The following is a 12,010-nucleotide window of genomic DNA, read 5'->3' on the forward strand; positions in this document are numbered from 1 at the left end:
CAGGGTGACATCAAGCTTGCCTTGGCGACCCTTCACGCAAGCGATCAATAGTAGTTTTTTGCCATCACCACGGAACTGGCCAATGGCCTGCATGTCTGATGCCCGGTAACACGGGAGTAAACTATGACAAGCCGGTTCACGGACTACGAGATTCGCTACGTCCTCAACGGTGAGGCCAGGCGCTTTCAGCAGCGCGATACCCACATGAGCGATGCCGATGCGTTGTACTACGCCGCGCTGCACTCGGGCATCGGGCTGGTCTATGGCGGCACCAACGCGGCAGAACATGCGGCGCAACTCAGAAGGCATGTCGAACGCCGCGGGCTGCGTGACGTACAGTGGCGACCATTGAACTGAATCTGCGCGATCGGGCGGGCGGCATTGATAGACTGCAGCAACCCGTAGCGAGGTGGCCGCGATGTTCGATCACGATCTATTGGCTTTGCATTTGATGCGCCTTCATCAGCATCAGCAGGCATACGCTGGTGCCTTGGCCGACGTGCGACGCTGCCTGCAGCGGCCCGGCGCAGGTGCGGAGGTTCACCAGGTGCTGGCTGACCTCGAACGGCGCAGTGCGGAACTGGCCAACCTTATCGAAGGGCTCGAGCACATCACCCAGTGAACGCAAAAAGGGCCCACCTTTCGGTGAGCCCTTCCAGACCGCCCAGCAGAGCGGATTTTGTTTGGTAGGCGCGATTGGACTCGAACCAACGACCCCCACCATGTCAAGGTGGTGCTCTAACCAACTGAGCTACGTGCCTGCTGTTAGGCGGCATTCTACGGATTCGGGGTTGCCTGTCAACTCCTTTCTGCGCGCTAACCCTATGAAATGCGGAATTATTTTTGGCGCGGGTGAATTCGGCATGCTGGTGAGGCAAGGGCAACTGCGTTAGCATCCCGGCACAGGCGAAATCCCATCGAGCCGAGGTTGCCGGATGTCCAGCATGCAATACCCCCCGTCCTTCTACGCCGCATCTGCCAATGCAGCGCCGTCTCGCCCTGCCCTCCAGGATGATATCGAAACGGACGTGTGCATCATTGGCGCAGGCTACACCGGGCTGTCCAGTGCGCTGTTCCTGCTCGAACGCGGTTTCAGCGTTTGCGTACTGGAGGCGGCCAAGGTCGGCTTCGGTGCTTCGGGGCGCAACGGTGGGCAGATCGTCAACAGCTACAGCCGGGATCTGGATGTGATCGAACGCAGCGTCGGTGCCGAACAGGCGCGGTTGCTCGGCGACATGGCTTTCGAGGGCGCGCGGATCATTCGCGACCGGGTCACTCGCTACGGCATCAATTGCGACTTGAAGAACGGTGGCGTATTCGCTGCGCTGACGGTCAAACAGATGAAGCACCTGGAGGGTCAACAGCGCCTGTGGGAACGTTATGGGCACACCCAGCTGGAGCTGATGGACCAGACGCGCATCCGCCAGGTCGTCGATTGCGATCAATACATGGGTGGTCTGCTGGATGTCAGTGGCGGGCATATCCACCCTCTGAACCTGGCGCTGGGCGAAGCGGCAGCGGTCGAATCGCTGGGCGGGCGCATCCATGAACAGTCCCCGGCGCTGCGTATCGAGCGTGGCGCCAATCCTGTCGTGCACACAGCTCAGGGCCGGGTGCGGGCAAAATTCGTGATCGTTGCCGGCAATGCGTACCTGGGCGAGCTGGTACCAGAACTGGCGGCCAAGTCCATGCCCTGCGGCACTCAGGTGATCGCCACGGAGCCCTTGGGCGAGGCGCTGGCGCGCAGCCTGCTGCCGCAGGACTACTGTGTGGAAGACTGCAACTATCTGCTCGATTACTACCGCCTGACGGCCGACAAGCGCCTGATTTTCGGCGGTGGCGTGGTGTATGGCGCGCGGGATCCCGCCAATATCGAGGCGATCATCCGACCGAAGATGCTCAAGGCGTTCCCGCAGTTGGCGCAGGTAAAGATCGACTACGCCTGGACGGGCAACTTCCTGCTGACCTTGTCGAGGCTGCCGCAGATGGGCCGCCTGGGCGACAACATCTATTATTCCCAGGGTTGCAGCGGGCATGGGGTGACCTACACCCACCTGGCGGGCAAGGTGCTCGCCGAGGCGCTCAGCGGCCAGGCCGAGCGTTTCGACGCTTTCGCCGATCTGCCCCATTACCCTTTCCCTGGTGGCCGCACCTTCGGCGCGCCGCTGACCCAACTGGGCGCCTGGTATTACAGCCTGCGCGATCGCCTGGGGTTTTGATCGGAGCGCGAGCAGCCTGAAACCCTGCGGCGTCCCCGGACGCGGCTCGCGCCGCTGCTACAGGCACCGCAATCCCCCGTAGCAGCGGCGCAAGCCGCGTCCGAGAGCGCTGTGGTGGGTCAGGCAGAACGCATACACCGCCGACGCGGCTCGCGCCGCTGCTACAGGCACCGCGATCCCCTGTAACAGCGGCGCAAGCCGCGTCCGGGGGCGCTGTGGCGGGTCAGGCGCAACGTGTGCACCGCCGACGCGGCTCGCGCCGCTGCTACAGGCGCGCAAGCCGCGTCCGGGCGCGCTGTGGTGGGTCAGGCAGAACGCGGACGCCGCCGACGCGGCTCGCGCCGCTGCTACAGGCAACGCGATCCCCTGTAGCAGCGGCGCAAGCCGCGTCGGCGGTATAGGCGCTTTACCTGATACACCTCGACAACCCCTTTCGCGGCCGATGACCGCTCCTACGGCGGAAGCGTTCAGGGGCCGAGCGCTTTGCGGGCGCGGGCTGCGGCGGGTTCCTGGCCGGCTGCGGCGGTTTCGCCAGCGGCGTCCAGCCAGCGCTGGCGGTCGACCTTGGCCGGCAACTGGTTGGGTTGCTGAACCAGAATGGCCCAGGCACCGACGCTCTTCCACGCCGAATCGAAGCTGTCGAAATCCATCGTCAGACGTCGGTTCATCCCCGAGCGCAGCAAAACGTGCCGTTTGAATCGGTCATAGCCCACCAACAAGGCATACCGCGGTTGCGACCAGAACGCCGAGCCCTCGCTGTAGCGCAGCAACACCGGGTTACCCGCCGCCACCTGAGTCAGCAACGCGTTGAGCTGCGGATCGAGCGCATACACCAGCAAGCCATACTCGCGGGCTACCTGCGTGATGTTCTGCTGCAGGCGATCTGTTTCACCGGGCAGTTTCAGCGCCGGATCCAGCAACCCAGGTGTAATGGTAATGCCTTGCTGCGAGAGCATGCTGGCCAGCACCATCGAGCCGCTTTGATTGGCGTTGCCCCGATAGAACGGTACGCCGTTGAGCTCCACTCGGTCCGCCAGGCCAGGCAGTGCCGGGCCGTTGTTGCTTGCGCAACCGGCCAGACCTGCTACCAGGCTGCACATCAGCAGTAGACCGGCCACGACGTTAGATCTGGGCTGCATCGTATTCCCTTGCTCCGTGGCGACACACACTGTGACGCCGGAACGGCCATCATAGATTTCCCGCAGCCAGCGGTATAGCGGCTGAACAATGGACGGCCGCACAGGCCCGGCCGATGCACGCAAATGACCTTTCGTCAATAGGTTGAAACGCCCGCAAACCCTCAAGGTCATCTATTACGTGACCTAGAAGACGCGAAAGCAATGGAGGTAGTGATGAGCCTTGCAATGATAATCTTCAGCCTGATTGCCGGCTGGATGGCCGTAGCGGCCGCCATGCTCTGGGGGGTGCTGCGAATCGCTCGCCGCCACCAGCACGCGCAGCCGCAGCCTCGAGCAGCCAAGCGCTCTGCGCCGGCCGCATCCCGTCGCACCGGGACGCCTCAGCACGTCTGACCCGTCCGTCCGGAACGTCAAGCCAGCCTAAAATCAAAGGCGAAAAAAAGGGGGCATCCATGCCCCCTCGCTTTGTCTGCCGCCTTTACGCTTCGCGATTGGCCGCCAGCTTGCGCTGCTTGGACCTTCGCGACCACATGTTCAAGCCCTCGATCGTCGCCGAGAACGCCATCGCTGCGTAGATATAGCCTTTAGGCACGTGTGCACCGAAGCCTTCGGCGATCAGCGTCATGCCGATCATGATCAAGAAGCCCAGGGCCAGCATGACCACCGTAGGGTTGTCGTTGATGAACTTGGCCAGAGGCTCTGCGGCCACCAGCATCACGATGACGGCGCTGACCACGGCGATGATCATGATCGGCAAGTGCTCGGTCATGCCCACGGCGGTGATGATGCTGTCGATGGAGAACACCAGGTCCAGCACCAGGATCTGACCGATCGCCGAGGCGAAGCTCATGCTTACCTTGTCGCCGATCTTCGCCTCTTCCTGATCGACCGGATCCACGGTGTGGTGGATCTCCTTGGTCGCTTTCCACAGCAGGAACAAGCCACCGGCGATCAGGATGACGTCCTTCCACGAGAACCAGTGATCCAGCACGGAGAAAACCGGCTCGGTCAGTTGCACGATGTACGCCACGGTACTCAGCAGGCCCAGGCGCAGGATCAGCGCCATGCTGATACCGATACGGCGTGCCTTGGCCTGAATTTCCTTGGGCAGCTTGTTGGTCAGAATCGAGATGAATATCAGGTTGTCGATGCCCAGCACGACTTCCATGATCACCAGGGTCACCAATGCCACCCAGGCGGTGGGGCTTGAAGCCAGTTCCAGTAGGTATTCCATGTATCGTTCCTGCCCTTATCACGGTTCGCTGAATGTCTGGAGAGGCTCGGCTGGTGCCGCGCACGCTAGCAAGCCCCAACTACTGGCTCTTTGCTAGCGAGGCATTCTAGAGACACGGACACCTCTGGAAAATTCGTATTTTTACCAGTTACACTTCGGTTTTTACGAAGTGTAGGTCGCCGTGCTCAATTATCGTCAGCTTCACTATTTCTGGGTCGTTGCGCGCACCGGGAGCATCGTGCGTGCCAGTGAGCAACTCAACCTCACCGCACAAACCATTAGCGGTCAGATCAGCCTGCTTGAAGAAACGTTCTGTGTGAAATTGTTTCGGCGTGTTGGCAGGCACCTCGAGCTCACCGAGGCGGGTCGCCAGGCCCTGCCCTACGCCGAACGCATGTTCCAGATTGGCGGAGAACTGGAGGCGGTGCTGCGGACCCAACCCGATGAGGAACAGATTCCTTTTCGGGTAGGCGTGGCCGACGTGGTGCCCAAGTCGATCGTGTATCGGCTGATTGCACCGACCATGGAACTGAGCGAACCCCTGCGCATCACCTGCCGGGAAGACAAGCTGGAGCGGCTGCTGGCTGACCTGGCGATCCAGCGTCTGGACATGGTCATCTCCGACAGTCCGATGCCATCACACCTGGACATCAAGGGCTACAGCCAGAAGCTGGGCGAATGCGGCATCAGCTTCTTCGCTACCGAGCAGCTGGCCGCACGCCATGGCGGCGATTTTCCGCAGTGCCTGCACGGTGCACCGCTGCTGATTCCCGGCCAGGAGAGCGTGCTGCGCAGCCGGCTGATGCGCTGGTTCGGCGATCAAGGGCTGCTGCCGCGGGTGGTCGGCGAGTTCGACGACAGTGCATTGATGCAGGCCTTCGGACAGTCGGGCAGCGGCATCTTCATCGCGCCCAGTGTGATTGCCGATGAAATCATGACCCAGTACCAAGTGCGGCTGATCGGGCAGACCGAAGCCGTCACCGAGTCTTTCTACGTGATTTCGGTAGAGCGCAAGGTCAAGCACCCTGGCATCGTGGCCATCACCGAAGGTGCACGCCGCGAGCTGTTCACCGCGCCGGCCTGAGCCGCGGCCGCACATTGCCCCGAGGTTTTTCCGGGGGCTTGCGGACAACTATGGCAACATTGGTCATCGGCTTTTACACAAAGGGTGCCCCCATGAAGATCATCAACGCCAGGTTGCGCAAGACCGAAGGCCTGCACACCGTCACCTGCAGCGGTGCCCGCATAGCGGCGGTCCAGGCACAAACCAACAGGGTCCAGGCTCATGGGGATGACATCGACGCACAGGGGCAATTGTTGATAGCGCCGCTGGTCGAGCCGCACATTCACCTGGATGCCACCCTCACGGCCGGTGATCCGCAATGGAACATGAGCGGCACCCTGTTCGAAGGCATCGAACGCTGGGGCCAACGCAAGGCGAGCATCACCCACGAAGACACCAAGCAGCGCGCCCTGACCACCATCGGCATGCTCGCCGAACACGGCATCCAGCACGTACGCACGCACATCGATGTGACCGACCCGACCCTGGGCGCGCTCAAGGCCATGCTCGAAGTGCGCGAAGAAGCGCGCCACCTGATCGATCTGCAGATCGTGGCGTTTCCCCAGGAAGGTATCGAGTCCTACCCTGATGGCCGCCAGCTGATGGAGCGCGCAGTTGCCATGGGCGCCGACGTGGTGGGCGGAATTCCGCACTTCGAGAACACTCGAGAGCAGGGCGTCAGCTCGATCAGCTTCCTCATGGACCTGGCCGAGCGCACCGGTTGCCTGGTGGACGTGCATTGCGACGAGACCGATGATCCGCATTCGCGGTTTCTCGAAGTGCTTGCCGAACAAGCCCGTGTGCGTGGCATGGGCAGCCGGGTCACGGCCAGCCACACCACAGCGATGGGCTCGTACGACAACGCCTATTGCTCGAAGCTGTTCCGTCTGCTCAAACAGTCGGGGATCAGCTTCGTGTCCTGCCCGACCGAAAGCATTCACCTGCAGGGGCGTTTCGATACCTTTCCCAAGCGCCGCGGCGTGACCCGCGTTGCCGAGCTGGATCGGGCGGGCATGAATGTCTGCTTCGGCCAGGATTCCATCAAGGACCCGTGGTACCCGCTGGGCAACGGCAATATCCTGCGGGTCCTGGATGCGGGCCTGCACATCTGTCACATGATGGGCTTCGAAGACCTGCAGCGCTCGCTCGACCTGGTCACCGACAACAGCGCCCGCGCGCTGAACCTGGGCGAACGCTATGGCATCGCCGTGGGCCGCCCGGCCAACATGGTGATCCTGGGCGCCGAGAGCGACTACGAAGCGGTGCGCCAACAGGCCAAGGCGCGGGTGTCGATTCGCGGCGGCCGGGTATTGATGAATCGGGTACCGGAGCGGGTGGAGTTCAATCTCGGCTGACGGGCTGGACCCTGCTCGGTGCCGGTCCCGAGCCAACTGGCACCGTCGGCCGCTGACGTTGTATCTGACAGACACGTCCTACAGCACAAGGATCCTTCCTGCACTCATTACCGGACCCCCTCCTCTCTAGAGTGGCCGACGGCGGATTCTTCCCGCCGCTTGCCCATGTTTCCCAGCCCCCGAGAGGAGCATCCACGTGCAACCAGCAGCCTGCAGCACCCCTTCCTTGACCCGACACACGCTCGGCATGGCCATCTCCATGGCCCTGCTGACGGCCCTCGAACCTGCCATGGCCACCGGATTGGTGGCAATCGATGGCCCTATGGGCACCGCGTTGGTCGACAGCCAAACGCCCGCACCGGTGATTGCCATCGTTGCGCCCAATGCCCAGGGTCTTTCCCACAACCGTTGGCAGGACTACAACGTTGGCGCCGCCGGTGTGGTATTGAACAACAGCCTGGCCGCAGGACAAGCCAGTGTTGGCGGGCTCGATATCACGGTTGCAGCCAACCCGCAGCTGGTCGATGTCGCCGCTCGCACCATTCTCAACGAAGTGGTGGGCACGCGCGGCTCCCGTATCGACGGCGAGCAAGTCATCTTCGGCCATGCCGCCGACTACGTGTTGAGCAACCCCAATGGCATCGAGCTCAATGGCGCCCGCCTGGCCTTGGGTCAACACGACACGGCAACTTACGTGGTGGGCACAGCGGTGCTGGCAGATGGCGCGATCGCGCGCTACGACACGCGTGATTCGCAGCAGCGCCTGGTGGTCGGCCAAGCTGGCGTGAACGTTGGCGCCGGCTCCGTGCAATTGATCGCACCCAGCGTGATGGTCAGCGGCGACATGACGGCGGGAGGCGATTTGAGCTTGTTGATGGGTCGCCAGCAGGTCGATGCGCGAACGCTGGCCAGCACCGACACTGCACCGAAGCAGACGGCGGTCGACGCCAACCTGCTGGGCGCCATGCACGCCCGACGCATCAAGGTCATCAGCACCCAGGCCGGTGCCGGCGTGAACATGGGCATCACTGGCATGCACGCCGCCCAAGGTATCCAGATCGCGTCGGCTGGGGCGCTGGCGATCAGTTCCACCGCCCGCCAGAACGGCGAGCCCGCCCAGGCCACGCTCGACGCGGGTGACGAGGACGTGAGCCTGTTAGCCGCAAGTGACTTGACGCTGACGTCGCTGGCGGTCACGGGTCGACACATCGACGCACGTTCAGGTGCGCGCCTGAAGCTGGACGCCCTCGCTCACCAGACCGAAACACAGCGACCCGCGCTTGCCGAGGATCACTGGTTCACCCTGGCGCAGGGGGAATCCGACGCTCACATCACCGAACGCACGCTGCGGCATGTGGGCAATAGCCTGATCGCTCAGGGGCGGGTGCGCCTGGACGGGGTCAACGGCATCGAAATCGCGGCCAGCCGTATCGATGGACCGGAGCACGTCGGGATCTACACGGTGCGCGGAGGCGTCGAGGTCGGGGCGAAGGTGGACACACACGCGCGCAGCGTTCGGCTCGCTTCGTCCGATAGCCCTGAAGACAACGCCTCTACCTACGTCGAGCGAGCCAACGCCAGCCATATCAGCGGCGGCTCGGTCACACTCCCCAGCGCCAGGCTGGTGGGTGCAAGAATCGATGCGAGCCATTCGCTGCACATCGGCGGGTCGGGGGCCACGCACATCGCTGGACTGGAGCTGCGCAGCGCGTCGAGCCAAGGTGCCGATGTACGGCGCGTGACCTTGACCGAGACCCGCGCCCATGAGGCCGCGCGCACCCATGCGTATCTGTTGCCAACGCAGCTGAATGCCCTCGACGGCGAGCTGTCGATCCGGGGCACGGACATCTCCATCAGCGGCAGCAGGCTGTCGGCAGCAAGTGTGGGTCTGCACAGCCAGGGCAACATCGCCATCGAGGGTTCCAGCGCGCGCATGCATCTCGAAGGTGCGCGTCCGAGCGCCGCACAGGCAGCGCGTGGCTTCGATCGCACGTCTACAGCTATCAGCCCCAGCGTGCTGGCAGCCAGCGGCACACTGGCACTGCGCGCGCGTCGGTCGACCTTCAGAGACGGTGACATTTCCATCGCGGGCTCCCACCTGTTGGCAGGCACTGCCCTGACCCTCGACGCCCAGGACAACGTCTGGATAAGCGGCATCGGCGAAACGGAAGGTTTCACCCTCAGTGGGTCGCATTGGAGCCCAATGGCCGGTGCATCGCAAGGCACCTGGAACCGTACGGGCTTCAAGGAATCACGGGCGCGCAGCACGCTGGCCGGTGGCACCGTGCAAGTCACTGCAGGCGCGATGCTCGACGTGGCTGGCTCGGAGCTGGACAGCAAGGGCGACATCAAGCTGCAGGCCAGCGATATCCAGCTTACCGCCAGCCTGGAGCCTGCGGGACCGCGCAACCGGGCGATATGGTTGGACAACGATCTGCCTGAGTATCATTTCGTGTCAACCGACGGTAATGCTCGTACGCCCGTGACGGACCGTGTGCATAACGGCTTCGCCATGAAAGCGGGCGGCGATATAGACATCTCGGCGGTGCGATTGGCCACCCATGCCGCTTCGGTCAACGCAGCGGGTCGCTTGACGATTGCCGGCAGCCTGGCATCGTTCAAAGACACGCCGGTGTTGGACAGCGATGCGATACGCAGCCATTACCATGGCTACATTCCGCCGCGACGGTCGAGCTGGCAAGCCCCGACGGGTTTGCCACTGGCAGCCCTGGACGTGCAAGCGCCCAGTAAAAACGGCACGACCCGCGAGTCGGCGTTCGTGGCCGGCACGGTCGGTGCCGATACCGCCCACCGCATCAGGGATCTGAACATCCCGCTGAGCTTGCGCTGACCCACGCAGGCGAATCCAGAACCCGACCCTGTATCCGTGTGAGCGTCAGTGACTGCGAAGCGAGCGTCGCAGATCAGGGCCGGGTGGTTTGTACCAGCAGCATGATGGCGTCGCGCTTTTCCAGCAAATGCTGGCGCAGGATCGCGCTCAGGCGCTTGCCGTCGCGAGCCTGGAGGGCTTCGATCATCTGTTCATGGTCGTGCAGGGCGCGATCCCACTTGGGTGCCTGCTGGTTGGACAGGAACCGCAACGCCTGCAGGCGGCGGTTCACCGTGAGGTACATCTGGCGCAGCGCCGAGTTGCGTGACGCCAGGTTGATCAGGTCGTGGATGGCGCGGTTGCGCTGGTAGTAACCCACCAGGTCATGCTGGCTCTTGCTCACCACCATGGCATTGTGCAAAGCCTTGATCTGCTCCAGCTCCGCTTCGGTGATGCGCTCGCACGCCAGTTCTCCGGCAAAGGCTTCCAGGCCACTCATCAGCTCGAATGCTTCGCGAATTTCCAGTTCGCTCATGCGCGCGACGCTGGCTCCGCGGTTCGGATTGATTTCGATCAGGCCTTCCCCGGCCAGCACCTTCAGCGCCTCGCGCAGAGGCGTGCGTGAAATACCCAACGTCTCACACAACTCGCGCTCGTTCAGCTTGGTACCGGGCGGCAGCACCCCCTCGGTGATGAACCCACGCAAATGCTCTACCACGGTGTCGTGCAGACGCTGCCGTTCGAGACGTGGCAATTGCAGCGCGGGCGTGGCCGGGGCGGCCATTGACGAAGACTGCATGCAAACTCCTTGTAGCGATGGGTTAACGCGAGCTTTTCTTATTCTAAAAAGCGCAAATCTAGGCGGATATTAGCGCAATTGAGTGGTTTGACACAGCGCCCCCAACTGCTAATGTAATTTTGCATTCAAAATACAACAACAAAGGGTTGACCCATGCTCAAGCTCGACTTTCATCCTGCCGGCCGTCATTTTCTGCAAATCCCGGGCCCCAGCCCGGTACCCGATCGTATCCTGCGCGCCATGAGTTACCCGACCATCGATCACCGCGGTCCCGAGTTCGGTGAACTGGGCCTCAAGGTGCTCGAAGGCATTCAGCAGATCTTCAAGACCCGCCACCCGGTGATCATCTACCCCGCTTCAGGCACCGGTGCGTGGGAAGCAGCACTGTGTAACACGTTGAGCGCAGGCGACGAGGTGCTGATGTTCGAAACAGGCCATTTCGCCAGCCTGTGGCAGAAGATGGCCATCAGCCTGGGGCTCAAGCCGGAATTCATCGGCCTCCCAGGCATCGAAGGCTGGCGCGGCGGCGTGCGTGCAGACATGATCCAGGCGCGCCTGGAACAGGACAGCGAGCACCGGATCAAGGCGGTGTGCGTGGTGCACAATGAAACCAGCACCGGAGTGACCTCCGACATTCCTGCCGTACGACGGGCCATCGATGCCGCCGGGCACCCTGCCCTGTTGCTGGTGGACACCATCTCCGGGCTCGCCTCAGCTGATTATCGCCATGACGAATGGGGCGTGGACGTGACCATCTCCGGCTCGCAGAAAGGCCTCATGCTGCCTCCCGGCATCAGCTTCAACGCGCTCTCGCCCAAGGCCATCGAAGCCAGCCAGCGCGGTGGCCTGCCGCGCAGCTTCTGGGCCTGGGATGACATCATCGAGATGAACAAGACCGGCTACTGGCCCTACACGCCCAATACCAACCTGCTCTATGGGCTTTCCGAGGCACTGGACATGATTCTCGGCGAAGGCCTGGACAACGTCTTCGCTCGCCACCAACGCCTGGCCCAGGCCTGCCGTACCGCCGTGCAGGCCTGGGGCCTGCCCATCCAGTGCGCCGATCCCAGCGTCTACAGCCCGGTGCTAACGGGTGTGATGACGCCCGAAGGCGTCGACGCCGACCAGGTGCGCAAGACCATCTACGAGCGCTTCGACATGTCGCTGGGCACCGGCCTGGGCAAGCTCAAGGGGCGCATGTTCCGCATTGGCCACCTAGGCGACTGCAACGACCTGACCTTGATGGCCACCCTGAGTGGTTGCGAAATGGGCTTGCAGATGGCCGGGGTCAAACTGGACGCCAGCGGCGTGCTGGCCGCCATGGATTACCTGGGCGGGCAGCACGTGCCCCTGCGCCGCGAGTGAATCACC

At 62.9% G+C, this 12,010-nt stretch carries 11 protein-coding genes and 1 tRNA gene; 8 read left to right on the top strand and 4 right to left on the bottom strand.

The window, feature by feature from the left end; translation table 11 throughout:
* The first annotated feature begins 123 nt into the window (after positions 1-123).
* Both IFU31_RS01005 and IFU31_RS01010 read left to right on the top strand, forming a co-directional pair.
* Positions 124-357 (top strand): DUF6555 family protein, encoded by a 234-nt coding sequence (locus IFU31_RS01005; RefSeq protein WP_122478181.1) that lies wholly within the window; start codon positions 124-126, stop codon positions 355-357.
* 61 nt (positions 358-418) lie between these two features.
* On the top strand, positions 419-622 hold the full coding sequence (locus IFU31_RS01010) for a hypothetical protein (RefSeq protein WP_192102032.1): 204 nt from the start codon (positions 419-421) through the stop codon (positions 620-622).
* Positions 623-684: 62 nt separating this feature from the next.
* Here IFU31_RS01010 and IFU31_RS01015 read toward each other — a convergent pair.
* Positions 685-761: transfer RNA gene (locus tag IFU31_RS01015), tRNA-Val, on the bottom strand.
* A gap of 174 nt (positions 762-935) precedes the next feature.
* On the opposite strand from IFU31_RS01015, the gene IFU31_RS01020 reads away from it, so the two are divergent.
* On the top strand, positions 936-2,219 hold the full coding sequence (locus IFU31_RS01020; protein WP_192056119.1) for an NAD(P)/FAD-dependent oxidoreductase: 1,284 nt from the start codon (positions 936-938) through the stop codon (positions 2,217-2,219).
* Between the two features lie 467 nt (positions 2,220-2,686).
* Here IFU31_RS01020 and IFU31_RS01025 read toward each other — a convergent pair whose 3' ends face one another.
* On the bottom strand, positions 2,687-3,358 hold the full coding sequence (locus IFU31_RS01025; protein ID WP_192102033.1) for a peptidase C39 family protein: 672 nt from the start codon (positions 3,356-3,358) through the stop codon (positions 2,687-2,689).
* Between the two features lie 213 nt (positions 3,359-3,571).
* Between IFU31_RS01025 and IFU31_RS21635 the strand changes: the two genes are divergently transcribed.
* Positions 3,572-3,751: a hypothetical protein gene (locus tag IFU31_RS21635; RefSeq protein WP_244657606.1), complete on the top strand. Its 180-nt coding sequence runs from the start codon at positions 3,572-3,574 to the stop codon at positions 3,749-3,751.
* 85 nt (positions 3,752-3,836) lie between these two features.
* On the opposite strand, the gene IFU31_RS01030 is transcribed toward IFU31_RS21635, so the two are convergent.
* Entirely contained in the window at positions 3,837-4,592 is a 756-nt protein-coding gene (locus tag IFU31_RS01030) for a TerC family protein (protein ID WP_122478189.1), read from the bottom strand.
* Between the two features lie 181 nt (positions 4,593-4,773).
* On the opposite strand from IFU31_RS01030, the gene nhaR reads away from it, so the two are divergent.
* From nhaR to IFU31_RS01045, 3 genes are all read left to right on the top strand, one after another.
* Positions 4,774-5,676 carry a transcriptional activator NhaR gene (gene nhaR / locus IFU31_RS01035; RefSeq protein ID WP_122478191.1) on the top strand — a complete coding sequence of 301 codons (903 nt, stop codon included), beginning with the start codon at positions 4,774-4,776 and terminating at the stop codon, positions 5,674-5,676.
* Positions 5,677-5,768: 92 nt separating this feature from the next.
* Entirely contained in the window at positions 5,769-7,010 is a 1,242-nt protein-coding gene (gene codA / locus IFU31_RS01040) for a cytosine deaminase (RefSeq protein WP_192057123.1), read from the top strand.
* 196 nt (positions 7,011-7,206) lie between these two features.
* Entirely contained in the window at positions 7,207-9,861 is a 2,655-nt protein-coding gene (locus tag IFU31_RS01045; RefSeq protein ID WP_192102034.1) for a two-partner secretion domain-containing protein, read from the top strand.
* Between the two features lie 73 nt (positions 9,862-9,934).
* Here IFU31_RS01045 and IFU31_RS01050 read toward each other — a convergent pair whose 3' ends face one another.
* Positions 9,935-10,639, bottom strand: a complete 705-nt coding sequence (locus tag IFU31_RS01050; RefSeq protein ID WP_192057125.1) for a GntR family transcriptional regulator — start codon at positions 10,637-10,639, stop codon at positions 9,935-9,937.
* Between the two features lie 153 nt (positions 10,640-10,792).
* Between IFU31_RS01050 and IFU31_RS01055 the strand changes: the two genes are divergently transcribed.
* Positions 10,793-12,004, top strand: coding sequence for a pyridoxal-phosphate-dependent aminotransferase family protein (locus tag IFU31_RS01055; protein WP_122478197.1), 1,212 nt, complete (start codon positions 10,793-10,795; stop codon positions 12,002-12,004).
* Positions 12,005-12,010: the final 6 nt, after the last annotated feature.

Origin of the sequence: Pseudomonas sp. CFBP 13602, assembly GCF_014842725.1 — a bacterium.
GTDB lineage: Bacteria > Pseudomonadota > Gammaproteobacteria > Pseudomonadales > Pseudomonadaceae > Aquipseudomonas > Aquipseudomonas baltica.

Coding starts and splice junctions, on each gene's coding strand:
- codA (WP_192057123.1), top strand. CDS start 5,769: ATGAAGATCATCAACGCCAGGTTGCGCAAGACCGAAGGCCTGCACACC.
- IFU31_RS01020 (WP_192056119.1), top strand. CDS start 936: ATGTCCAGCATGCAATACCCCCCGTCCTTCTACGCCGCATCTGCCAAT.
- IFU31_RS01050 (WP_192057125.1), bottom strand. CDS start 10,639: ATGCAGTCTTCGTCAATGGCCGCCCCGGCCACGCCCGCGCTGCAATTG.
- IFU31_RS01025 (WP_192102033.1), bottom strand. CDS start 3,358: ATGCAGCCCAGATCTAACGTCGTGGCCGGTCTACTGCTGATGTGCAGC.
- IFU31_RS01030 (WP_122478189.1), bottom strand. CDS start 4,592: ATGGAATACCTACTGGAACTGGCTTCAAGCCCCACCGCCTGGGTGGCA.
- IFU31_RS01055 (WP_122478197.1), top strand. CDS start 10,793: ATGCTCAAGCTCGACTTTCATCCTGCCGGCCGTCATTTTCTGCAAATC.
- IFU31_RS01005 (WP_122478181.1), top strand. CDS start 124: ATGACAAGCCGGTTCACGGACTACGAGATTCGCTACGTCCTCAACGGT.
- IFU31_RS21635 (WP_244657606.1), top strand. CDS start 3,572: ATGAGCCTTGCAATGATAATCTTCAGCCTGATTGCCGGCTGGATGGCC.
- IFU31_RS01010 (WP_192102032.1), top strand. CDS start 419: ATGTTCGATCACGATCTATTGGCTTTGCATTTGATGCGCCTTCATCAG.